Origin of the sequence: Aneurinibacillus terranovensis DSM 18919 (assembly GCF_000430625.1) — a bacterium.
Lineage (GTDB): Bacteria > Bacillota > Bacilli > Aneurinibacillales > Aneurinibacillaceae > Aneurinibacillus_B > Aneurinibacillus_B terranovensis.
The window spans coordinates 27556-50439 of sequence record NZ_AUMJ01000044.1; the positions used below are offsets into that span (position 1 = coordinate 27556).

The 22884-nt window shown below is 46.8% G+C and carries 25 protein-coding genes; 22 read left to right on the plus strand and 3 right to left on the minus strand.

What is annotated here, in order from left to right:
• Window positions 1-376: 376 nt before the first annotated feature.
• On the minus strand, window positions 377-622 hold the full coding sequence (locus tag H525_RS27145; protein ID WP_155837190.1) for a hypothetical protein: 246 nt from the start codon (window positions 620-622) through the stop codon (window positions 377-379).
• 244 nt (window positions 623-866) lie between these two features.
• On the opposite strand from H525_RS27145, the gene H525_RS0108240 reads away from it, so the two are divergent.
• Both H525_RS0108240 and H525_RS0108245 read left to right on the plus strand, forming a co-directional pair.
• Window positions 867-1934, plus strand: a complete 1068-nt coding sequence (locus H525_RS0108240) for a D-alanine--D-alanine ligase (RefSeq protein WP_027415821.1) — start codon at window positions 867-869, stop codon at window positions 1932-1934.
• Window positions 1935-1971: 37 nt separating this feature from the next.
• Entirely contained in the window at window positions 1972-2349 is a 378-nt protein-coding gene (locus tag H525_RS0108245; RefSeq protein ID WP_035100391.1) for a YidH family protein, read from the plus strand.
• A gap of 85 nt (window positions 2350-2434) precedes the next feature.
• Here H525_RS0108245 and H525_RS0108250 read toward each other — a convergent pair whose 3' ends face one another.
• The gene (locus H525_RS0108250) at window positions 2435-3814 is read right to left on the minus strand and encodes a UDP-N-acetylmuramoyl-tripeptide--D-alanyl-D-alanine ligase (protein WP_035100392.1); all 1380 of its coding nucleotides are present in this window, start codon (window positions 3812-3814) and stop codon (window positions 2435-2437) included.
• A 193-nt stretch (window positions 3815-4007) separates the two neighbouring features.
• On the opposite strand from H525_RS0108250, the gene rpsU reads away from it, so the two are divergent.
• Window positions 4008-4181: a 30S ribosomal protein S21 gene (rpsU, locus tag H525_RS0108255; protein WP_027415824.1), complete on the plus strand. Its 174-nt coding sequence runs from the start codon at window positions 4008-4010 to the stop codon at window positions 4179-4181.
• 12 nt (window positions 4182-4193) lie between these two features.
• Window positions 4194-4637: a GatB/YqeY domain-containing protein gene (locus tag H525_RS0108260; RefSeq protein ID WP_027415825.1), complete on the plus strand. Its 444-nt coding sequence runs from the start codon at window positions 4194-4196 to the stop codon at window positions 4635-4637.
• An 83-nt stretch (window positions 4638-4720) separates the two neighbouring features.
• Here H525_RS0108260 and H525_RS0108265 read toward each other — a convergent pair whose 3' ends face one another.
• A complete protein-coding gene (locus H525_RS0108265) occupies window positions 4721-4960 on the minus strand; it encodes a hypothetical protein (protein ID WP_027416312.1) in 240 nt (79 codons plus the stop codon).
• A gap of 104 nt (window positions 4961-5064) precedes the next feature.
• Here H525_RS0108265 and yqfC point away from each other — a divergent pair, with 104 nt between their 5' ends.
• From yqfC to H525_RS0108365, 18 genes are all read left to right on the plus strand, one after another.
• Window positions 5065-5346 carry a sporulation protein YqfC gene (yqfC, locus tag H525_RS0108270; protein WP_027415827.1) on the plus strand — a complete coding sequence of 94 codons (282 nt, stop codon included), beginning with the start codon at window positions 5065-5067 and terminating at the stop codon, window positions 5344-5346.
• A gap of 14 nt (window positions 5347-5360) precedes the next feature.
• Window positions 5361-6566, plus strand: coding sequence for a sporulation protein YqfD (gene yqfD, locus H525_RS0108275; RefSeq protein WP_027415828.1), 1206 nt, complete (start codon window positions 5361-5363; stop codon window positions 6564-6566).
• Between the two features lie 5 nt (window positions 6567-6571).
• Complete coding sequence (locus H525_RS0108280; RefSeq protein ID WP_027415829.1) at window positions 6572-7540, plus strand: PhoH family protein; 969 nt, start codon at window positions 6572-6574, stop codon at window positions 7538-7540.
• Between the two features lie 15 nt (window positions 7541-7555).
• On the plus strand, window positions 7556-9670 hold the full coding sequence (locus tag H525_RS0108285; protein ID WP_051330899.1) for an HD family phosphohydrolase: 2115 nt from the start codon (window positions 7556-7558) through the stop codon (window positions 9668-9670).
• Window positions 9667-10149, plus strand: coding sequence for an rRNA maturation RNase YbeY (ybeY, locus tag H525_RS0108290; RefSeq protein WP_027415831.1), 483 nt, complete (start codon window positions 9667-9669; stop codon window positions 10147-10149). The genes H525_RS0108285 and ybeY overlap by 4 nt, the downstream gene beginning before the upstream one ends.
• 12 nt (window positions 10150-10161) lie before the next feature.
• Window positions 10162-10644, plus strand: a complete 483-nt coding sequence (locus H525_RS23310) for a diacylglycerol kinase family protein (protein WP_081413299.1) — start codon at window positions 10162-10164, stop codon at window positions 10642-10644.
• Window positions 10645-11040, plus strand: coding sequence for a cytidine deaminase (gene cdd / locus H525_RS0108300; RefSeq protein ID WP_027415832.1), 396 nt, complete (start codon window positions 10645-10647; stop codon window positions 11038-11040). It begins immediately after the preceding gene.
• Window positions 11041-11946, plus strand: a complete 906-nt coding sequence (gene era, locus H525_RS0108305) for a GTPase Era (protein WP_027415833.1) — start codon at window positions 11041-11043, stop codon at window positions 11944-11946.
• 71 nt (window positions 11947-12017) lie between these two features.
• Window positions 12018-12206, plus strand: coding sequence for a YqzL family protein (locus H525_RS26135; protein WP_081413300.1), 189 nt, complete (start codon window positions 12018-12020; stop codon window positions 12204-12206).
• Window positions 12207-12230: 24 nt separating this feature from the next.
• Window positions 12231-13040, plus strand: a complete 810-nt coding sequence (gene recO, locus H525_RS23315) for a DNA repair protein RecO (protein ID WP_051330900.1) — start codon at window positions 12231-12233, stop codon at window positions 13038-13040.
• A 182-nt stretch (window positions 13041-13222) separates the two neighbouring features.
• Window positions 13223-13870 carry a transcriptional regulator CcpN gene (gene ccpN / locus H525_RS0108320; RefSeq protein WP_027415834.1) on the plus strand — a complete coding sequence of 216 codons (648 nt, stop codon included), beginning with the start codon at window positions 13223-13225 and terminating at the stop codon, window positions 13868-13870.
• A 9-nt stretch (window positions 13871-13879) separates the two neighbouring features.
• Window positions 13880-14701: a pyruvate, water dikinase regulatory protein gene (locus H525_RS0108325; RefSeq protein ID WP_027415835.1), complete on the plus strand. Its 822-nt coding sequence runs from the start codon at window positions 13880-13882 to the stop codon at window positions 14699-14701.
• Window positions 14702-14816: 115 nt separating this feature from the next.
• The gene (locus tag H525_RS0108335; protein ID WP_035100398.1) at window positions 14817-15269 is read left to right on the plus strand and encodes a YaiI/YqxD family protein; all 453 of its coding nucleotides are present in this window, start codon (window positions 14817-14819) and stop codon (window positions 15267-15269) included.
• A gap of 88 nt (window positions 15270-15357) precedes the next feature.
• On the plus strand, window positions 15358-17178 hold the full coding sequence (dnaG, locus tag H525_RS0108345) for a DNA primase (RefSeq protein ID WP_027415837.1): 1821 nt from the start codon (window positions 15358-15360) through the stop codon (window positions 17176-17178).
• A 34-nt stretch (window positions 17179-17212) separates the two neighbouring features.
• Complete coding sequence (gene rpoD / locus H525_RS0108350; protein ID WP_027415838.1) at window positions 17213-18343, plus strand: RNA polymerase sigma factor RpoD; 1131 nt, start codon at window positions 17213-17215, stop codon at window positions 18341-18343.
• A 120-nt stretch (window positions 18344-18463) separates the two neighbouring features.
• Window positions 18464-19339: a hypothetical protein gene (locus H525_RS0108355; protein WP_027415839.1), complete on the plus strand. Its 876-nt coding sequence runs from the start codon at window positions 18464-18466 to the stop codon at window positions 19337-19339.
• A gap of 643 nt (window positions 19340-19982) precedes the next feature.
• Window positions 19983-21125 carry an acyl-CoA dehydrogenase family protein gene (locus tag H525_RS0108360; RefSeq protein WP_027415840.1) on the plus strand — a complete coding sequence of 381 codons (1143 nt, stop codon included), beginning with the start codon at window positions 19983-19985 and terminating at the stop codon, window positions 21123-21125.
• A 25-nt stretch (window positions 21126-21150) separates the two neighbouring features.
• Window positions 21151-22791 (plus strand): AMP-binding protein, encoded by a 1641-nt coding sequence (locus tag H525_RS0108365; RefSeq protein WP_027415841.1) that lies wholly within the window; start codon window positions 21151-21153, stop codon window positions 22789-22791.
• The last annotated feature ends 93 nt before the right edge of the window (window positions 22792-22884 follow it).

Sequence of the window (22884 nt, forward strand, 5' to 3'; positions counted from 1 at the left end):
AAGGTTGGGCTATCTATGGACATGACTAGTAAAGCACAAAGTGTAGTAAAGTTTTTATAAATGGAGTCATAGTATTAGTATACATATATAGGAAGAAAAAACCATGAAAGAATCATATATAGAATGTATAGAGATATAGATATCGTATGATTGATTTGACAAAGGGGATTTAAGTATAGTGCTAAAGTCCTTTATACTTAGGGAAACACTCCTTGGTGTCCGATTTTTCTAAGGAGTTAGACCACCTGTGAGGAATTAAAAGCGTGCGTTTTCCTACTAGGGGGACGTCTTTCTGCCCGACTGTCTACCTCTTTGAGCTACCCGGATATTTCGGGCAGGTCCCCCTTTGTTCACGTTAAAGAAAGTATATGTTGCTTTACAGTGTTAAAGCAACATATACTTTCCTCCATGGGTCACCCGAGAAAAACTCGCGGGAGTGTGCCGAACGTTGCTTTTTCAATGTGGAGCGTGTGACCGGAAGGTCGATCAGACCGACAATTGTCTCCATCATTGAGGTACCCGGATGTTTTGTCGGTCCGACCTTCCGGTCACTAAGCGGCCGTTTCGCTACCCTGCAGAAAAAGGACGAGCGACAACGCCCGCGAGTTTTTCTCAGTAACACGGACAGTCTCTACTTCCTTGAAAGGGAAAACCCGCAAAAAATAAAAACGGAGCATTCCATTCGCACCTACCCACATGTTTCGCACCGCCTCCGCATGTTTCGTACGAGGGATGTTCCGTTCGCTCCAAAACTGGTATGATACAGATATTATCCTTTTTTTATTTTCTACATACAATGGAGAAGATGGGCGGGTGCCCACAAGAGAGAAAGATGTCCTCACAGGGGATATGAAGGAGGCTTTTACGTGAGCAAGCAAAGGTTGGGAATAATATATGGAGGCAAATCGAGTGAACACGAGGTGTCCGTTCATACGGCCCTCTCAATTATTAGAGCGGTAGACAGAGCGCGCTATGAGGTGCTGCCTATTTATATTCATGTGGACGGCCGGTGGGCGGAAGGGCCATGGGTTGAAGAAATTCCGGAACATGTTGATCAACTGCGGTATGAGCCGGATAACACCCCTGAAATCTTGCTCCTTAAAAATAAACTGGATGTGGTTTTTCCGGTGATACACGGCCCGAACGGCGAGGATGGTACGCTGCAGGGATTGCTCGAAATGATCGATCTTCCGTATGTCGGGTCCGGAGTACTTGCCTCATCGCTTGGCATGGATAAAGTGATGATGAAAGAAGTATTCGCAAATACTGGATTGCCGCAGGGGAGATACAGTAGTTATTTGCGCAGCCGGATTAGGGATAACAGACAGGCGGTATGCGATGAAATTGAAGAAACCCTCGGCTTTCCATGCTTTATCAAGCCCGCTAACATGGGCTCAAGCATCGGCATCAGCAAAGCGAAAGACCGGGCTTCCCTCGAAGATGCGCTTGCTCTTGCCGCACGTTTCGACCGGAAAGTGATTGTGGAAGAGTTCATCAACGGACGCGAAGTGGAGGTTGGTGTACTCGGAAACGACCATCCCACTACTTCCGTCGTAGGGGAAATCATCCCGGAAAACGAATTTTACGACTATCAGGCGAAATACAAAAGCAGCGGAACCCGCCTTGACATCCCCGCCAATATCCCGGAAAATATTGCCGAACAAATAAAAGAATTAGCGGTTAAAGCTTTTGGCGCTCTCGGCTGTTCCGGTTTGTCCCGCGTCGATTTCTTCTATGCGGAAACGGAGCAAAAAGTATATATTAATGAGATCAATACGCTTCCTGGTTTTACGCCATACAGCATGTATCCGATGCTGTGGAAACAAGCCGGCATAGAGTACGCGGAACTAATTGAACGTTTAATCGGTTTTGCGTTGGAGCGCTATCGCGAGAGGAAGGAAAATGAGCTGGTAGCCGAGAGCTTCTATAATTAATCATCAATTAACCACCGTAAAGGCAGGAGCTATTAGATTGGAAACTAAAAAGACTACAGTGGATTCTAAATACATTCAGCAGCACCTGGCCAATGAGCGAACGTATTTGGCCTGGCTGCGCACTTCCATTGCGGTCATGGGCGTGGGGACGCTGGCCGCGACGCTTGAGGCGAAGGGGATACTTGCCAAGCCGTTTCCCTATGCGGGTCTTGTGCTGGGCCTCCTTGCCATTCTGATGGGTGCCCTGATTTGTGTTGTATCCACGTATAACTATTTTTCTAATCGAAAGGCGATTAATGAGCAAACATATACCTCTGTTTTCCGGCTCGTCTGGTGGATTTCGGCCGGTGTTGTGATGCTGGCCGCGCTGCTCGGTCTGTATATGTATGAAATGATGCGGAACGTTCAATCGTAGACAGAAAAACCCCCTGTTTTCCTAATGATGCGGAAACAGGGGGTTTCATGTTTCATCGTTTCATCAGTTCCATCAGTTTCGCAGCCTATAAAAGCGCCGAAGCCAGTTTCTCAAACTTCATGCCGCGCGAAGCTTTGAACAGCATAGCATACTTGCTGCTTTTGAACCGGGCAAGATGCGAGGCGGCATCTTCCAATGTATCGAAATGGGATCCGGAACCGTACGCGTCTGTGATGTGCTTGGACAGCTGTCCGACGGTCACAAGATGAAAGTCATTGCCCATCTCTTTCAGGGCTTTCCCGGTTTCCTCATGGTACGTTTCGCTTTGATCTCCCAGCTCAAACATATCTCCGAGAACGAGCACTTTTTTTCGTTCAGGATAGATGGAAAGGAACGTTGTCACCGCCGCCAGCATCGAAGAAGGGCTTGCGTTATACGCGTCATTAATCATCAGCAGGCCGCTCGGGCTGTCGATGCGTTCAAAGCGCATGGACGAGATTTCTAACGTCCTCAATTGTTCAGTGATTTCAGGGAGAGAAAGTCCCAGCTGACGGGCAATAAAGATTCCCGGAAGGGCATTTGAAACGTTGTGTTTCCCGAATAGCGGCATAAAACATTCGGCTTTTTCATCGTTCATCTGTACAACAAAATGGCTGCCCGATTCATCAAACCGCATGGAGGACGCGGTAATATCTGCGGCCCGTACAGGCTCGCCTTCCTGCTGAATATGATAGAAGTAAGTTTTACCAGGATTTAAATGCGCCAGGCCGGGCACAAGGTCATTGTCCAGGTTGAGACACGCGAATCCATCCGGATCTGTGTGCGGCAGAATTTCTCCTTTAGCTTCGGCAATTCGTTCCCTTGTGCCGAAGAATTCAATATGGGCGTCGTTTACGTTTGTGATCACGGTATACGTTGGGCGCACCATCCCGGCGAGGAAATCAATTTCACCCGCATGATTCATGCCGAGTTCGAGCACCCCTACTTGTGTATCCGGAGTCATTTGCAGCAGAGAAAGCGGCACACCCAGGTGGTTGTTAAAGTTCTTGTACGTCTTATACACGTTCATTTTGCCGGATAGGATATGGGCCAGTATATCTTTGGTGGTGGTTTTTCCATTGCTTCCTGTAATAGCGACTATCGGAATCGCCAGCCGGTTTCGGTGGGTTCGAGCGAGCACTTGAAAGGCTTTTTCGGTATCCGGTACAAGGACTAATGAAAAATCCGATGGCAGGGCAGTCTCGCTTGCTTTTGCCGCATCTGATATGAGAGCCGCCTCCCCCCCCTGTTCCGCTGCCTGGCGGAGAAATTCATGGCCGTCCCGCGAACCGCCTGTGAGCGCAACAAACAGCGCACCTTCTCTCATTTCCCTGGAATCGAAATGGACGGACACAATCTTTCGCGCTTCGTGTCCCTGCAGAAGTTTTCCTCCGGTAATTTCAATGATTTCTTTTATTGTAAACATCGTGTTCTCCTCCCGTTTCACATTCGTAGTTATGCTACCACTTACGGGTATGTAAGAGCAACCATTTGTATGATAAAAACAAGTTGAGAGTTGACCTGCCTATGTCGGTATAATATAATGTTCTTTGACGACTTTTGCAAACCCTGTTTAGTTGCATCAGTCATGATGGTTATGGCGGAGGGAGGGGAAACAAATGGCAGAAATTCGTGTACGTAAAAACGAGTCGTTAGACCAGGCATTACGTCGGTTCAAACGTGACTGCTCAAAAGATGGCGTTCTTGCTGAAGTTAAAAAGCGTAGACATTATGAGAAGCCTAGTATCAAACGCAAGAAAAAGTCAGAGGCAGCGCGTAAACGTAAGTTTTAGGAGGAATAGTTTATGAGACTCGTCGATCGGTTAACCGACGATATGAAGCAAGCGATGAAGAACAAAGACAAGCTCAAACTTTCCGTAATTCGTATGGTGAAAGCTTCGATTAAAAACGAAGAAATTAACCAGGGCAAGGAGCTATCTGACGACGAAGTGTTAACTGTCTTGACTCGTGAGCTGAAGCAAAGACGCGATTCCCTCCATGAATTCGAAAAAGCCGGTCGTGATGACCTTGCAGCAACCGCCCGCGAAGAAATTAACGTTTTAATTGAATATATGCCTGAACAATTAAGTGAAGAAGAAATCCGCCGGTTGGTGAGCGATGCGATCCGGCAGGTTGGAGCCTCCTCCAAAAAAGATCTCGGGAAAGTCATGGGCGTCCTAATGCCGAAAGTTAAGGGACGTGCCGATGGAACTCTCGTTAATAAAGTTGTCCAGGAGCTATTACCATAGTTACGGTTGTGGCGTTGCCTAGAACCCCTTCTGCGAAAGCAGAGGGGGTTTTTCCTTTGCCGTTAAAGAAAGTATATGTTGCTTTACAGTGTTAAAGCAACATATACTTTCCTCCATGGGTCACCTGAGAAAAACTCGCGGGAGTGTGCCGAACGTTGCTTTTTCGATGTGGAGCGTGTGGCCGGAAGGTCGATCAGACCGACAATTGTCTCCATCATTGAGGTACCCGGATGTTTTGTCGGTCCGACCTTCCGGTCACTAAGCGGCCGTTTCGCTTCCCTGCAGAAAAAGGACGAGCGGCAACGCCCGCGAGTTTTTCTCATATCGGCCGTAAAAAAGAGAAACATGCACACATAATTTCCCGCTCGCACGCGTAATGATGGAATATAGTATCTTCTGACCACCTGAGATGAAGGGGCGTGAGTCGGTGAAAAAGTGGAGCGAGAAATGGCGCAGAATTGCTTCCGGCGTCCTTGACCTGCCGCAGGATATTACAATGGAAATGCCACGTATTACGATGATTGGACAACTGCAAATGTATATTGAGAACCATCGCGGAGTCCTACTGTTTAGCAATCAGGAACTCCGCTTACTTTTGACAAAAGGGCAGCTTCTTGTAAGGGGCGAGAAGCTCGTCATTCGCGCGATTTTACCGGAAGAAGTGCTGCTTGAAGGCATTGTCAATCAAGTTATTTTCGTGGATGAGTAGAGGAGGAAGAAAGAATGAATCAACATAGCCTTCACTGGTTTCGCGGGTATCTCATTTTACAGGTACGCGGCAAACGTTTAGAGCGGTTTTTAAATCGTATTGTCGGACAAGGCATTGTCGTATGGAATATTGAAAGAATGAATGAGGAAGCAATTTTAAGCCTTCCTTTAGATAGCTTCCAAAAGCTAAGACCTTACCTGAAGGAAACAGGATGCCGTGTTCATGTGAAGGAGCGTGTTGGATTTCCATTTCTTTTACAAAAAAGCAGGACACGCTCCATGTTTGTGTTAGGAGCGGTTTTTTTCTTTCTTGCTATTTACTTTTTATCAAACATTGTCTGGCGTGTCGAGGTTATTGGCAATGAAAAAATTTCTGCAGAGCAAATTAAACAGGTCGCCCAACAGGCAGGGATAAAACCGGCTGCGTTTATTTTCCGACTTCCTGATCCGGCCGAGGTTCAGCGAAAATTAATGAAGCAATTGCCTTCCGTTTCATGGGTGGGATTCGAAATGCAGGGCACTACAGCGTACATTCGCGTTGTGGAAAAGGTTCTTCCGGAAAAGCAGGAAATTGTGCAGCCGCGCAACATTATCTCCACAAAAAAGTCGATGATTCATTCTATTTTTGCTGAGAAAGGGCGGCCAAAAGTAAAGCGAAACGACTGGGTGAACAAAGGTGATGTACTCATATCCGGCGTGCTTGGAAATGAAGAGGTGTCCAAGCTTGTCGCGGCCAAGGGGCGTGTGGAAGGGGAAGTATGGTATGAATCCGATGTGACGATTCCGTTGAAACAGCAGCGCACTGTCCTGACCGGGGAGACGAAGATGAACCGCTATCTTGTTCTCGGCGGCTACAGTGTAAAATTTTTTGGGTTTGGCAACATTCCATTTGCCCATTTTATAAAAGATGAGACGGTGCAGATGATGCACTGGGGAAATAAGTCGTTCCCCGTTGGACTAAAAACGGAATATATTAGGAAAAATGAAGTGAAAGATGTTACGATAAGCAAGGACGAAGCGATTCGGCTCGGTAAGCAGTATGCGAAAGAAACCCTCCTTAAACAGGTTAAAAAAGGAGCCTATGTCCAATCAGAAAAAGTTTTGCACGAGAAGCTGGAGAATGGTAAAGTTTATTTAAAGCTACACTATATTGTAGTGGAAGATATCACCGGGGAGCAGCCAATTACAGGGGAGCAACCTATACCGCATGAAGGAGAATGAAGTCTTTGCGTGTAGAAACAAGCAAAACCATACGACTTGAGAATGCTGAAGAAGCAAGTTTGCTGTTTGGCCCGCATGACAGCTTTTTAAAGAGAATAGAAAGCGCAACGGACGCCCACATCTTTGCAAGGAGCGAAGAAATAACGATAACCGGAAACGAGCCCGAGGTAACCCGCAATGCCCGCCTCTTTGAAGTACTTGCGGCTCTTTTGCGCCGGGGAATTAAATTATCCGAACAGGATGTGTTGTACGCGATTCAGCTTTCAAAGGAAGACGGGCTCGATGAGCTGATCGAATTGTACGAACAACCGATCGCCACTTCTGTGAAAGGAAAACCGATTCGAGTTAAAACGCTTGGTCAGCGCCATTATGTCATGTCTATTAAAAAACAGGATATCGTATTTGGGATTGGTCCGGCCGGTACGGGAAAAACGTATCTTGCCGTCGTTATGGCTGTCACGGCGTTGAAAGCCAATCGGGTGAAGCGCATCGTATTAACCCGGCCTGCGGTTGAAGCCGGTGAAAATCTGGGCTTCCTGCCAGGCGATTTACAAGAGAAAGTGGACCCGTATTTGCGCCCGTTATACGACGCCCTGCAGGATTTAGTAACGGCTGAAAATATGAGCAAATATATGGAACGCGGTGTGATTGAGGTGGCTCCTCTCGCCTATATGCGCGGGCGGACGCTCGATGATTCTTTTATCATCCTTGATGAAGCGCAGAATACAACGCCCGAACAGATGAAAATGTTTTTAACGCGGCTTGGTTTTGGTTCCAAGATGGTTATCACCGGGGATGTCACCCAGGTTGATTTGCCGCGCGGCAAGAAATCAGGCCTTGAGGAGGCACGCCGTATATTGGAGGGCACAGAAGGAATATCTTTTGTTTATTTATCAGGATCAGATGTCGTACGCCATCCGCTTGTTCAGAAAATCATTACAGCTTATGAGTATGATAGTGAATTGTCCCGTTAAAAGGGGTTGTGTTAAATGAATGTAAGAAAACAGCTGCATGTGGTGATTCCTGAGTCCTGGAAACACAGCACGGCAGTTAGACGAATTCTTTTCTTTCTTATCGTGCTGGGGATTTATTTACCCCTTATGGGCGATGTGCTGCCTAAAACGTTTGATTTAAATGTCAATACTGTGAGCAATGTAACGCTGACTGCCCCTGTTACGGTGGAAGACACCGAAGCGACGGAGGAAGCCAGAGCCAAGGCTGCCACCGAGGTACAGCCGGTCTACGCACGCAACGATACGATCACGGCAAATCAAATGAAGTTGATTACGTACGTGTACAAGAAGGTGGAAGAGCTCCAGGCGAATACTACGTTAAAACCGGAGCAGCGTTTACAGGAACTGAAAGATAATATCCCGTTTGCCCTTTCTCCGGACATTCTTCAGACCTTATTAACGATGCCAACCCCGGCTGTGGAAGCCGCGAATAAGGAAACGGTTAATGTCGTTTCTACTATTATGGAAAAAGGGGTAGACGAACACGTTTCTCCTGAAACGATTCAACAGCTTGTGAATCAGCAAATTGTCTTGATTGACCTCGACAGCAAATCCCGTAAAGTTGTTCGTGCGATTGCGATCGCAGGGGTTACACCGAACTTAACGATTGACGCCGAGGCTACACGCTCGTTGAGGGAAGCGGCCGGCAAATCGGTCAAACCGATTATGATCTACAAAGGGGAAGTCCTTGTTGAAAAGGGACAGTATGTCTCGGACGAGGTACACCGCAAGTTAAACGCGGCGGGTCTGCTCAAAAAGAATGCAAGCGTCCTTCCGTATTTTGGATTTTTGGTTATCGTTATTTTGATGGTTGGGTTTCTCGCGATTTATCTCGCACAAAATCACCGGATGGTATACAAAAATAATATGATGCTGTTAATGCTGGCGTTTATCATATTTTTAGAAATGGTTGTTCTAAAAATGATAAGCCTGGGCCAGAATATGGGCTTTTCTTCTATTGGATATCTGGCGCCGGTCGCCCTTGGTGCGATGTTAACGGCAATACTGATTGATACCCGGTTGGCGGTGATTACAAGCTTGATTTTTTCGATTATTTCCGGGATTGTCTTCAATAATGAGAGTCTTCTGCCATTTGATTTCCGCTACAGCCTTTTTGCATTAATCAGTTGCCTTGTGGCGGTTTATTCTCTGGGCAAAGCAACGAAACGAAGCCGGATTTTCCAATCCGGATTTATCGTATCACTGGCAAACCTGTTTGGTATTTCCGCGATTTTTTTGCTCCTCTATACGACGGGAAAATGGCAGGAATTGCTCTATCAGTACGCTTTTGGCGCGATCAGCGGCATCATGGCTGCGGTGTTGACAGTCGGTTTTCTCCCGTTTTTTGAGGCGTCATTCGGCATCCTATCCCCGCTTCGCTTAATCGAAATTGGCAATCCTAACCAGCCTCTGCTGCGCCGGCTGTTGATGGAAACACCTGGCACGTATCACCACAGCATGATGGTCGCCAATCTTGCGGAAGCGGCATGTGAAGCGATCGGCGCGAACGGCCTGCTGGCCCGTGTCGGTGCCTACTATCATGATGTAGGGAAAATGAAACGTCCGCAGTTCTTTGTGGAAAACCAGATAAACCGGGAAAATCCTCATGACTCCATTGCACCCGGTCTGAGCAAGCGGATTATTATTGCTCATACGTATGATGGCTCCAGGATGCTTGAGGAATATAATATTCCCAAGCCGATCCGTGATATTGCCGAACAGCATCACGGGACGACACTTCTGAAGTATTTTTATCACAAGGCCTGCAAATTGTCCGATACGCCTATTCCGGAGTCCGATTATCGCTACCCCGGGCCGAAACCGCAAACACGGGAGTCGGCCATTATCAACATTTGTGACAGTGCGGAAGCCGCGATCCGTGCTCTCAGTCGGCCTACGATGGAACGGGTGGAACAAATCGTCCGCAGGATCGTCGCCGAACGTCTGGAAGACGGTCAGTTTAACGAATGTGATATCACAATGAAAGAACTGGAGATTGTGACACAAACGATTTGTGAAACACTCCAGGGATTTTTCCATAACCGGATCGAATATCCCGATGAAAAACAAATGGCGGTGAAACAGGCATGAGTATAGAGGTGGAATTTATCCAGGAATACACCCCGGAAATAAAGGGGGAGCTGCTTGATACTCTTAGAAAAGTGCTGGAAGCGGCCGGAGAACTTGAAGAGGTGCATGGAGAGGTGGTCGTTACCTTTGTTAATGACGAGAGAATTCACGAGTTGAACCGTGATTATCGCGGTATAGACCGCCCAACAGATGTTCTGTCTTTTGCTATGAATGAGCAGGGTGAAGATGAGATGGACATTTTTATCGATGAAGAAGAGGAAGAAATCCCGAATATGCTGGGAGATATCATTATTTCCGTTCCGCGCGCCAGAGAGCAGGCGGAAGAATACGGTCATTCCTTCGAACGTGAAATGGGATTTCTCGTCGCCCACGGTTTTCTCCATTTAATCGGTTACGACCACAGCACAGAAGAAGAGGAAAAAGAAATGTTTGACCTTCAGGAGGAAATTCTGACCCGGGTACATTTAGTTCGTGAATAAGGTGAATTCACAATGAACGAGTGGCGGAGACTAAAAAAAAGTTTCGGTTATGCGCTTGAAGGCATCATATATACCGTAAAGACTCAGCGAAACATGCAGATCCATGTGACGATGGCGATTCTTGTCCTTCTGTCAGGCTTCTGGCTCCAGATCCGCAAAGAAGATGTTTTGCTGGTCTTTTTTTCTGTTTTTCTCGTGCTCATTCTGGAAACGATAAATACAGCCATTGAGAAAACGATTGACTTTGTGGCGCAGGGACAGATTCACCCTCTGGCCAAAATCGCCAAAGATGTGGCCGCAGGCGCCGTGCTGTTCTCTGTCATTCTTGCTGTATGCACCGGCACCGTCATTTATGCCGCCCCGCTATGGGAAACGCTGCATGGCCTCAGGCATCCTCTTACTTTGTCTGAACGGGGCGGGTACCCCTTGCTGTTTGTTTCTGCTGTGCTTATTATTTTTTTACTATGGGTCTTTATTCGGAGGGATAAAACATAAATGGACGATCAGACGCTCATACTAGAAGCCAAAAAAGCCCGTGAGCAGGCCTATGTGCCGTATTCTAAATTTAAAGTAGGGGCTGCTCTTTTAACGGAAGACGGCCAAGTGTACCATGGCTGTAATATTGAAAACGCTGCGTATTCCATGTGCAATTGTGCGGAACGAACGGCGTTATTTGCCGCGTATGCGCAGGGGGACCGGGTGTTTAAAAAGCTAGCGGTTATCGCTGATACTCCCGGTCCGGTAGCGCCATGCGGAGCGTGCAGGCAGGTGATATCCGAACTGTGCCGGCCGGAAATGGAAGTCATCCTTACCAACCTGGGCGGACAGGTAAAAACAGTGACGGTAGCCGAACTGCTGCCCGGGGCATTCAGTCAGGAGGATTTGGGGTAAATGAAACAGGAATACAAATCAGGGTTTGCTGCCATTATCGGCCGCCCCAATGTAGGAAAATCGACGCTTTTAAATCAGATTATCGGCCAAAAGATTGCGATTATGTCGGACAAGCCGCAGACAACAAGAAATAAAATCCGGGCCGTTTACACGTCGGAAGAAGGGCAGATTATTTTTCTCGATACGCCGGGGGTGCATAAACCGAAGTCCAAACTTGGCGATTATATGAACCGGATGGTTGAGGACGCCTTGCGTGAAGTGGATGTCATCTTATTTCTGGTAGACGCGTCCGAGAAATTGGGGCCGGGCGATGAATTTATTATCGAAAAGTTGAAAGATATCAAAACACCGGTCTACCTTGTCATTAATAAAATCGATAAAATCAGTCCGGAGGAATTGCTCCCGTATATTGACAAATACAGCAAACTGTATCCGTTTGCCCAGATTGTCCCGGTTTCTGCTCTGCACGGAAACAATGTGAACCGGTTAATGGATCAACTTCTGCTTGAACTTCCGGAAGGCCCACAGTACTATCCGGCTGACCAGGTAACAGACCATCCGGAACGTTTCATTGTGGCGGAACTGATTCGCGAGAAAGTGCTGCACCTGACGCGCGAAGAAATCCCGCATTCCATTGCCGTAGTCATCGAACAGATGAAGGCGAGGGAAGATCATGACAATCTGGTCGATATTTATGCGACCATTTATACGGAACGGCAGACACAGAAGGGAATTCTCGTTGGCAAGCAGGGGTCTATGATGAAAGAAATCGGGAAGCGGGCCCGGGAAGATATCGAACGTTTGCTGGGGACGAAAGTTTATCTCAATCTCTGGATTAAAGTGAAAAAGGATTGGCGGAACCAGGAACAGCTATTTAAAAACTTTGGCTTTCACGATGAAGAGTAAGGGTAACAGGTAATTATTCCTGTAAAATATTCCTTCGGATAACGCCATAGCCGGCAGGTCATGATATAAACATGATCGTCACTCATGCTTTATCTTTTCCGAAAGGATGGATACAAATGATGAGAGATTTCTCCTGGAATTACTTCGTAAATACCGGTTGTATTCATGCGTATATGCTGTATACGGAACACAAAAACTACCTTGACTCAGAGCAGCAGGAGACATCCGACGATATGGACGAGCCCCTCGAGATAGAATAGAACGTTCGGGAGAGGAGAGGGCTTATGATAGGAAAAGCGGAAGGAATTGTGGTTCGCACGACGGACTATGGGGAAGCCAATAAAATTCTCACTGTTTTCACGCGGGAAGCCGGTAAAATTGGCATCATGGCTCGCGGCGCGAAAAAAACGAAAAGCCGTTTTACAGCCATTTCTCAACTGTTTACATATGGTCATTTTCTATACCAGGCCGGTTCCGGTATGGCCTCGTTGCAGCAGGGTGACTTAATCCGTTCTTTTCGTTCGATACGTGAGGATTTAACAAAGACTGCCTACTCGGTCTATCTTGTGGAACTGCTTGACCGAATGACGGAAGACAAGGAACGAGACCCTTACTTATTTGATACATTATTATCGGCTTTGACCTGGGCGGATGAGGGCAAGGATATGGAAATTGTTGCTCGTCTTTTTGAGATGAAGATGCTGCAGGCTGCGGGCTATCGCCCGCGGCTCGATGCGTGCGTTCACTGCGGTGCAGTCAATGTTCCGTTTTTTTTCAGTATTAAAGAAGGAGGATTTCTTTGCCAGAATTGCCAAAGACATGACCCTTATATGGTTCCGACTGGCCCGGGCGCCGTTAAAGTATTGCAGTACTTTACTCATATGCACATGCATCAGCTGGGAAATATAAATGTAAGCAGTAAAACAAAGCAGCAGCTGCGCCAAGTCATGCTTACGTTTTTTGATGAATACACCGGGCTTTCTCTCAAGTCGCGCAAATTTCTCGATCAGCTGGAGCGAATGACGGAGACACTCACCGAGAAAGCAAACGAAAAAATCAATAATATAGCGGTAGAAAAACCGAAACATGAGTAGATCCTCAAAGAACCCACTGGCACTCCTTTTCCCATCGGATTTCACATTTTGTATGGGGACGGGAGTTTGTTCGTTTTTGTATAAAATATATTGCAGGAATGAAGGGGTATTCTATAGTATATACTATATAGCTATATTTATTGTTTAGTATGGCATTTATTGTTTTTCACCACTGGAGGTGAATAATCATCGAACTGACGAAACGACAGGAACAGATTATTGAGATTGTAAAAAGTGAGGGGCCGATTACCGGTGAGCACATCGCGGAGCGCCTTTCCCTAACGCGGGCAACCCTCCGGCCTGACCTGGCCATCCTTACCATGTCCGGATTTCTTGACGCCCGCCCCCGAGTAGGGTATTTTTACACGGGAAAAGACAGCAACCAACTCATCAAAGAACAAGTAAATAAAAAAATTGTTAAAGATTACAAGGCTCAACCCATTGTAATTAGCGAATCAAGTTCCGTATATGATGGGATTTGCACGCTTTTTTTAGAGGATGTAGGGACTTTGTTTGTCGTGAATAATATGGGCCACCTGGCAGGTGTTGTTTCCCGCAAGGATCTTCTTCGAGCGGCCCTTGGCAAGCAAAATCTTACCGACATTCCAATTAGCATTATCATGACCCGAATGCCGAACATCATCACCTGTACAGCAGAGGAATCTCTTTTAGAAGCTGCCAAAAAATTAATTGACTATCAAATTGATTCACTGCCGGTTGTACGCGCGGTCCAGAATGGTAATCGAACCGTGTTTGAAGTGATTGGACGCGTAACAAAGACAACCATAACGAAAGGATTCGTTGAATTCGGCAACGAAGTAACGATTTAAGGAGGTAGCATGCAAAGACTGTCTAACGAAGCGATCGTCTATGTTGTATCTGATTCAGTTGGAGAAACAGCGGAATTCGTAGTAAAAGCGGCGGCCAGCCAATTTGGCGGGCAAACCCTTCACATACGCAAATTTCCTTACATAGAAGATGAAGGCACCATAAATGAAATTATTCTGGCGGCAAAAGAAAGCGAGGCAATTATCGCCTATACGATTGTTATCCCATCGCTGAAAAAACATATGAGGGAAAGAGCGCAGCAGAGCGGAGTGACCGCGATTGATATTATGTCGCCCATGGTCAATGCGTTTAAGGATTATTTTCATATTGAACCGGTCAACCAGCCCGGGCTTGTCCGCCAACTCGATGAAGACTATTTTCGCAAAGTGGAAGCCATTGAATTTGCGGTTAAATATGATGACGGCCGGGATCCTCGCGGCCTGCTGCGTGCGGATGTTATCTTGATAGGCGTTTCCCGAACTTCTAAGACACCTCTCTCGATGTATCTTGCAAACAAGCGCTATAAGGTTGCCAATGTACCGCTTGTTCCTGAAGTTGAACCTCCCGAGGAATTGTTCCTTGTACCCAATAAAAAGTGCATCGGCCTTACCATTAGTTCCGACCAGTTAAACATGATACGAACCGAGCGTTTAAAATCTCTTGGTCTTACCTCTCAGGCGAACTATGCCAACGTAGAACGCATTAAATTAGAGCTTGAATACGCGGAAAGCGTCATGCAACGCGTTGGCTGCCCGGTTATTAACGTTTCCAATAAGGCTGTGGAAGAGACAGCCAATATCATTATTGAAATTATTAAACAAAGAGACATGTAAGCCATGCAGGTAGCGATAAGCTGCCTGTATTTTTCTCTTTTTCGACATGATTCGAAATTGACAAACTATATCATTCATGCAGGAAAAAAGAAGATGGGCGTAGAATAGTACGATTATGAACGAAAAAACACTAGAAATATGGGTTGATGCCGATTCTTGCCCCGTAAAAAATGAAATTGTGCTGGAAGCAGAAAAATGCGATTGTTTTGTTCATTTTGTCGCCTCCTACGATCATCAGCTTACGATTGAACACCCGAAAGTACAGACCATAGCGGTTGACAGCGGATACCAGTCCGTTGATATGTATATCATCAACCATGTGAAAGAAAAGGACCTCGTCATCACGGACGACTACGGCCTGGCGTGTCTTGTATTGGAGAAAGGGTGCTTAGCGTTAGGGACGAGAGGAAAAGAATATACTAAGGAAAATATATCTTTTTTGCTTATGAATCGGTATGCTTCAGAGCAAATTGCGAAGGTAGGGGGGAAGCGTAAAGGCCCTCGCCCTCTCCAGAAAGAGGAAATCGCTCATTTTCGACAAATCCTGCAAAAACTTTTACTGCAATGAGAAGGAGATTGAAGGATTTTGCCGAATTATATTATTCCGTTGCCCCAAAATGTAATATTGACGGAATTTGGGAAGTTCAGGTGAGAACATGACAGGACGAATTCCTAAAGATGTCATCGAGAAGGTACGCGTAAAAAATGACATTCTGGAAGTAATAGGCCAGCATGTTCATTTGAAAAAAACAGGACGCAACTATTTTGGACTATGCCCGTTCCATTCAGAAAAATCTCCATCTTTTGCCGTACAACCGGATAAGCAGTTGTTTCGCTGCTACGGCTGCGGTGAATCGGGTAATGTAATCTCATTTGTGATGAAGATGGAAGGGCTCGAATTTCCGGAAGCGATTCGGGTGCTGGCGGAGCGGGCTGGCGTGGAATTGCCTGTTCAAGAAGCCACACCTGAAAACAAGCAGGCCCGGCAGAAAAAAGAAATCATGCTGGAAGCTCACGATAGGGTTGCGCAATTGTATCATCATATTCTAACCAGTACAGAATACGGTGAACAGGGGCGCAATTACTTGTTGAACAGAAATGTTCAGCCTGCTACAATTAAAGAGTTTGCTCTTGGATTCAGTCCGGATAGCTGGGATTTTGTCACTCGCATTCTCGAGAAAAGAGGATATCCATTACCGTTAATGGAAGAAGCAGGGTTGCTGAGTCGCAAGGACAAGACCAGTCGGCCTTTTGATAAATTCCGTGGACGGGTTATGTTCCCCATTCATGATACACAGGGAAGAGTGGTGGCTTTCGGGGCCCGGATTATTGGTGAAGGACAGCCAAAATATTTAAACAGTCCGGAAACGCCGCTGTTTAATAAAAGTCAACTGCTGTTTAATCTTCATCGCGCACGCGCCCATATTCGCAAGAAGCAGGAGGCTGTGCTGTTTGAGGGATATGTTGATGTGATATCTGCGTGGCAGGCCGGAGTTTTAAACGGTATTGCCTCACTGGGCACGGCTCTTACGGAGCAACAGGCCCGAATTATTCGCCGGAATACGGAAAATGTGGTACTCTGCTACGACTCTGATCAAGCAGGAATCGAGGCGGCTTTTAAGGGCGCTGAGTTGCTGGTCAATGCCGGCTGTGCCGTAAAAGTTGCGCAAATGCCTGCTGGCATGGATCCCGATGAATATATTCAAAAGTATGGGGCAGAGCGATTCAAGCAGGACATTTTATTAAATACGATGTCTCTTACCGCTTACCGCCTGCAGGTGATCCGCTCACATTATGACGTAAAAGACGAGACGGAGCGTCAGAAATACATCAGCGAAGCTCTGGAACAGATATCCCGTCTTCGCAGTGCCGTAGAGCGTGATCATTACTTGCGCCAGCTGGCTGAAGAATTTCATTATTCGCTTGATGCGCTGAAAGCGGATCAGTACAAAATTTTTAAAAAACAAAAAAAAACGGCTTTGAGGGATAATCTGTCAGATAGTTGGAATAATAGTATAGATAATAGCAGACATATGACTGTAAAGCCGCTTCTGCCCGCTTATCTCAATGCGGAAAAGTATTTAATGGCTTTGATGATGCAAAATGCGGATATTTCTCACCAGGTGCAGCTAACGATTGGAGCCGATTTTATCGTTGAAGATCACGCAGCCCTTGCCGCTTATCTATACAGTTACTACGCAGCCGGATATGAACCGGATGTAGCCCGCTTTACTTCTTTTCTTCAGGATGAGCGATTGATTCGGAAAGCTTCTGAGCTGGCGATGATCGACATTGACCCGGAAAGTACAACGCAGCGGCAGTTGGATGATTACATCAGACAGGTGTTGGCTTATCCGAAGCGAATACAAATAGAAGAGCTTGAACAAGAAAAGAAAAAGCAGGAGAAATTGGGGAACACCTTAGAAGCAGCTCGGATCGGTATGGAAATGGTCCGATTAAAAAAGCTTTTAAAATAAATGATAATGGAGCCCGTGGGAAGGAGGGAATACCATGACAAAGAAGACAGAAAGCAAACCGGAGATGGAAATAACCCTGGATCAGGTCAAGGACCAATTGATCGAAAAGGGTAAAAAACGCGGTATGCTCACGTACAAAGAAATCATGGAACGTCTCTCTACCTTTGATCAAGATCCCGATCAAATCGATGAATTTTTTGAGTACCTGAATGATCAAAGGATAGAGGTAATAAATGAAGAAGATGAGGAAGATGACGATGATCCAATTCTTCCTCAGACAGACAGTGATGAGAACGAAGAATTCAATTTGGATGACCTCTCCGTTCCACCCGGTGTGAAAATTAATGACCCGGTTCGTATGTATTTGAAAGAAATCGGTCGTGTGCCTTTGCTCTCCGCGGAGGAAGAGATTAATCTCGCCAAGCGGATTGAAGAAGGTGATGAAGAAGCCAAGAGGCGGCTGGCCGAAGCCAACCTGCGTTTGGTTGTCAGCATCGCGAAAAGGTATGTAGGGCGCGGCATGCTGTTTCTCGATCTGATTCAGGAAGGCAACATGGGATTGATCAAAGCTGTTGAAAAATTCGACTACCAGAAGGGCTACAAGTTCAGTACGTATGCCACATGGTGGATTCGCCAGGCAATTACCCGCGCGATAGCGGATCAGGCGCGTACAATTCGTATTCCTGTTCATATGGTGGAAACAATTAATAAATTGATTCGTGTGTCCCGCCAACTTCTTCAGGAACTGGGCCGCGAACCTTCACCGGAAGAAATTGCTGAGAAAATGGACCTTACACCTGAAAAGGTCCGGGAAATTATGAAAATCGCACAGGAGCCGGTTTCGCTGGAAACGCCAATCGGCGAGGAAGATGACTCCCATCTGGGTGACTTTATCGAAGACCAGGAAGCGCTCGCTCCATCGGATGCGGCCGCCTATGAATTGCTCAAAGAACAGCTGGAAGACGTACTCGACACGTTAACCGAGCGGGAAGAGAATGTGCTTCGTTTACGCTTTGGGCTCGATGACGGCAGAACGCGCACGCTTGAAGAGGTCGGTAAAGTGTTTGGCGTTACCCGGGAACGGATCCGCCAAATCGAAGCGAAAGCTCTCCGTAAGCTTCGTCACCCCAGTCGCAGCAAGAGACTTAAAGACTTCTTAGAATAATGTTTGTTTTGTATAGCCTGCGTTTCGACGACGTAGGCTTTTTTCATTTGATATTCATGATTCGATTCGTAAGTAAAAATCCGTGATTCCATGACATTTGCATTTGGAGGTCTCCGCTGTATGAATGAGCAGAAAAAGAAGGTGATTTTAGGCGAAATAGAGTATTGGCGCCAAAGTCATCTGCTTCCATCCCATTATTGCGACTTTTTGTTGAATCTGTATACAGAAGGTGAGAAGGATAGTATGGACGGCGGTGGTCGCGCTTCCAAAGTCACAAAGGAAGCGGGGTCCGAATCCCTGTCTGCGTTCTCATTTCCCAGATTAGAAAGGAAATGGGCCGTCACCATTCTGTCTGTGATTGTACTGCTGTATCTTGTTTTTCATTTTACCGATTTTACCATCACAATGCAAATGACGATGCTATCAATTTTAACAATTGGGTTGTATATTTTAGCGTTTATTGGGAAAGAAGATCGACTTTCGAAGCATATTTTTCTCGGGGCTGCTTCCATTCTGCTTGCTTTGAGCGGTCTCTACTTTTTAAAGTATCAAGGTTACAGTGCAACGGTTATCATCGGATTTCTGGTTATTGTTTGCTGCCTGTGGGTGGCTACCGGACTGGCCGCTAACAAGCGGTACATTTCCTTTTCCGGACTGCTTGGTCTGCAGGCAATTTACGGGTGGATAACGTACCGGCGTCTCATCGATGATTTTGCCTGGTGGCGGGTGGAATGTTTCTGGATCCCTATTGCCATTGTTCTCGTCGTTCTCGGCCTCATCTGGAACCGGCGCAAAGGCGAAACGGCAGCGCTTTTCTTTTTCAACGGGATCATCGGCCTGTTCGGTTCGGAAATCGCTTGTTTCTTTCTCGGTCAGGCATCCAAAGACGTCCTGCTCTACTCTCTCTATATTAAGATTATTTTTGTCGCGTTTTTTCTCCGCTCGCTGAAAAATTTGTGGTGGCGCTGGGTCAGCAAGCAGCAGGCTCTGCGTTAGGCAGCGTAATGTAAAACGTGCGTGTTCGGCAACAAAGCTGCGTGCGGGATGCATCGAATCCGTTTATTTTTGCCGAGTTTTCCCTTACAGGGAAGTTTAGACTGTCCGTGCTCCTCTTCTGTTTGGAAACGGAAATTGCATTTACGCGGGGGCCTGCATGCAAGGCGGCTGTTCTTTTCCTGTCTACTCATCATCCATGTTTGTCGGAACGCAAATACGGATTTGGCTGCAATGGAATGGTACGTTTCTTACTTTTTGCTTTTTTCCCGCTGCCTAGTGTTATGAACAAAGGAGAACGTCTTTCTGCCCGATTGCCTCCCTCTTTGAGTTACCCAGATGTTTCGGGCAGGTTCCCCTTTGTTCATAACACGGACAATTTATACTTCCCTGCAAGGGAAAACTCGCAAAAAGTAAAAACGACCCATTCCATTGCCCCACCGAACCATTGATGTTGCGACAAACGTGGATTTATTTATGAAAACGCTTTCGAAACTATGGCAGGAATTCTTCGATCGATGTAGAATAAAATAGATTCAGAAAAGTACGAAGTATAAATCTTGTAACCGTTTCACATTTTAAAAAAACTGCGATCCTGAACAATCGCTCAATCACTCAATCACCGAGGAGAAAGGACGGAGAGAGAATGAACTTTAATCTGACAGATGAGCAAGCAATGATTAAAAATGTGATCCGAGATTTTGCAGAGGGAGAAGTAGCTCCCGGGGCGGATGAACGAGACAAAACGGGCGAATTTCCGTTAGACGTGTTTAAAAAAATGGCCAAGCTGGATTTGATGGGTCTCCCGTTTCCGGAAGAGTATGGCGGGGGTGGGGCAGACACGATTAGCTTCGCGATTGTGGTGGAAGAACTCAGCAGGGTTTGCGGTTCAACAGGCATCACCTACTCGGCCCACGTCTCGCTGGGGGGCGCGCCGATTAACCTGTTTGGCACCCACGAACAGAAACAAAAATACTTAACACCGCTCTGCCGGGGTGAATATTTTGGTGCTTTCGGGTTAACCGAACAAACCGCAGGCTCGGATGCGGGCGGGACCCGTACGACCGCAGTGCAGGATGGAAATGAGTGGGTGATTAACGGATCGAAGTGCTACATTACCAACGCGAGTTACGCAAAAAATCTTGCTTTGACAGCTGTCACAGATAAGGAGAAGGGAACAAACGGCATTTCCTCGTTTATTGTGCCAACGGATGCAGCCGGTTTTTCCGTTGTTGATAATTATGAAAAAATGGGGCTTCATGCTTCCAATACAACAGAACTGTTTATGGAGGACGTTCGCGTGCCGGAGGAAAATCTCCTTGGAGTGCGCGGGAATGGGTTTAAACAGTTTCTCGCCACGCTTGACGGCGGAAGGATCGGTATTGGCGCGATGGCGGTCGGCATCGCCCAGGGCGCTTACGAGAAGGCGCTTGCGTATGCGCAGGAACGCGTTCAGTTCGGCCAGACGCTGTCAAAGTTTCAGGCCATTCAGTTCAAGCTGGCGGACATGGCTATGTACGTTGAATTAGCGCGCAATATGGTGTACAAAGCTTCATGGTTAAAAGATCAGGGACGCAAATTTACAATGGAAGCGGCGATAGCAAAGCTGTATGCCTCTGAGATTTGTATGCGCGTATGCGACCAGGCGATTCAAATCCATGGCGGAAACGGCTACATGCATGAATACCAGGTTGAGAGATTTTTCCGCGATGCCAAACTGCTTGAGATTGGAGAAGGAACTTCGGAAGTGTTGAGGATGGTTATTTCCCGAGAAATCGGGTGTAAATAACAATTTTGCTGGGGGAGGTTTTTTAGTGAGTGAACCGATAAACGTGACAATTGGTACACTAATGGACGAGACAACTGAAAAGTTTCCGGACAGGGAAGCTGTCGTGTACCCTGAACTCGGGTTGCGGTATACGTTCCGGGAATTTCAAGCGCTTTGCAACACAGTGGCGCGAGGACTTATGGATATCGGGATAGAGAAGGGAAATAATGTGGCGATTTGGGCTACCAATGTGCCCGAATGGGTGACGGCCCAGTTCGCCACCGCCAAAATAGGTGCTATTCTTGTTACGGTCAACACGAGTTATCGCGTCCATGAGCTGGAATATTTGCTTCGCCAGTCTGAATCCACAACGATTATTTTAATTGAATCTTTCAGGGGAGTAAGTTACCTGGACATGATATATGAACTTTGTCCGGAACTTTATCACAGTGAGCCCGGACGTCTGCAATCAAAGCGTCTCCCCCATTTGAAAAATGCGATTTTTATTGGGAATGAACGTAAACCCGGCATGTACCTCTGGACAGATTTGATTGAGAGGGGCGGTCACGTGCCCGACGATAAACTGGCTGAAGTCCAGAAGACCCTGCAGGCGGACGATGTTATTAATATGCAGTATACGTCAGGAACCACAGGTTTTCCAAAGGGCGTGATGTTGTCGCATAAAAACATTGTCAACAACGCGGCCAATGTTGCCGCATGCCAAAATATTACCGAACAGGACCGCATCTGCATCCCTGTACCGTTCTTTCACTGTTTCGGCTGTGTAATGGGCACGCTCGCCTGTATCGCCACAGGAGCTACAATGGTACCGATCGTATCATTTGACCCGCTGCTGGTGCTGCAGGCGGTTCAGGATGAAAAATGCACGGCGCTGTATGGCGTACCAACGATGTTTATCGCGGAATTAAACCACCCGGATTTTACACGGTTTGATTTGCGGACGCTGCGCACGGGAATCATGGCAGGATCGCCTTGTCCGATCGAGGTCATGAAAAAAGTGGTCGATGTCATGGGAATTAAAGAAATTACGATTGCGTACGGCCAGACTGAATCTTCCCCGGTTATTACGCAGACCCGGCCAAATGATACGCTGGAACAGCGCGTATCATCGGTGGGCCGGGTGCTGCCGCATGTGGAAGCGAAAATTGTCGACCCCGGAACCGGCGAAGAATTGCCGGTCGGTGAACAGGGTGAACTTTGCACGCGGGGGGTTCATGTGATGAAAGGGTACTACAATATGCCGGAACAGACGGCACAGGCGATTGACCATGAAGGATGGCTGCATACGGGAGATTTGGCCACCGTTGATGAACAGGGCTACTACAAGATTACCGGACGCCTGAAAGATATGATCGTTCGCGGTGGAGAAAACGTGTACCCGCGGGAGATTGAAGAATTCCTCTATACGTACGATAAAATTCTTGATGTACAGGTGATAGGGGTGCCGGATGACAAGTATGGGGAAGAGATCCTTGCCTGTGTCAAAGTAAAAGAAGGGGAAACCGTGACAACGGAAGAAATTCGCGCGTATTGTGAGGGTAAAATTGCCCGCTTTAAAATCCCGCGTTATGTTCAAATCGTCGATGATTATCCGATGACGGCTTCCGGCAAAATTCAAAAATTCCGTCTGCGTGAAGAAGCGGAAAAAAAGCTTGGCATTCGATAAAGAAACTGTAAATGAATAAAAGGGGTACGGCAACGGCAAAGCTGTTTGAGAAAAAACTCAAACAGCTTTTTTCACTCTCTCATATTGTGAATG

Coding starts and splice junctions, on each gene's coding strand:
- H525_RS0108250 (WP_035100392.1), bottom strand. CDS start 3,814: ATGTTTACAATAAAAGAAATCATTGAAATTACCGGAGGAAAACTTCTG.
- rpsU (WP_027415824.1), top strand. CDS start 4,008: ATGGCAGAAATTCGTGTACGTAAAAACGAGTCGTTAGACCAGGCATTA.
- H525_RS0108260 (WP_027415825.1), top strand. CDS start 4,194: ATGAGACTCGTCGATCGGTTAACCGACGATATGAAGCAAGCGATGAAG.
- H525_RS0108265 (WP_027416312.1), bottom strand. CDS start 4,960: ATGAGAAAAACTCGCGGGCGTTGCCGCTCGTCCTTTTTCTGCAGGGAA.
- yqfD (WP_027415828.1), top strand. CDS start 5,361: ATGAATCAACATAGCCTTCACTGGTTTCGCGGGTATCTCATTTTACAG.
- H525_RS0108285 (WP_051330899.1), top strand. CDS start 7,556: ATGAATGTAAGAAAACAGCTGCATGTGGTGATTCCTGAGTCCTGGAAA.
- ybeY (WP_027415831.1), top strand. CDS start 9,667: ATGAGTATAGAGGTGGAATTTATCCAGGAATACACCCCGGAAATAAAG.
- H525_RS23310 (WP_081413299.1), top strand. CDS start 10,162: ATGAACGAGTGGCGGAGACTAAAAAAAAGTTTCGGTTATGCGCTTGAA.
- cdd (WP_027415832.1), top strand. CDS start 10,645: ATGGACGATCAGACGCTCATACTAGAAGCCAAAAAAGCCCGTGAGCAG.
- era (WP_027415833.1), top strand. CDS start 11,041: ATGAAACAGGAATACAAATCAGGGTTTGCTGCCATTATCGGCCGCCCC.
- H525_RS26135 (WP_081413300.1), top strand. CDS start 12,018: ATGATCGTCACTCATGCTTTATCTTTTCCGAAAGGATGGATACAAATG.
- recO (WP_051330900.1), top strand. CDS start 12,231: ATGATAGGAAAAGCGGAAGGAATTGTGGTTCGCACGACGGACTATGGG.
- H525_RS0108325 (WP_027415835.1), top strand. CDS start 13,880: ATGCAAAGACTGTCTAACGAAGCGATCGTCTATGTTGTATCTGATTCA.
- H525_RS0108335 (WP_035100398.1), top strand. CDS start 14,817: ATGAACGAAAAAACACTAGAAATATGGGTTGATGCCGATTCTTGCCCC.
- dnaG (WP_027415837.1), top strand. CDS start 15,358: ATGACAGGACGAATTCCTAAAGATGTCATCGAGAAGGTACGCGTAAAA.
- rpoD (WP_027415838.1), top strand. CDS start 17,213: ATGACAAAGAAGACAGAAAGCAAACCGGAGATGGAAATAACCCTGGAT.
- H525_RS0108355 (WP_027415839.1), top strand. CDS start 18,464: ATGAATGAGCAGAAAAAGAAGGTGATTTTAGGCGAAATAGAGTATTGG.
- H525_RS0108360 (WP_027415840.1), top strand. CDS start 19,983: ATGAACTTTAATCTGACAGATGAGCAAGCAATGATTAAAAATGTGATC.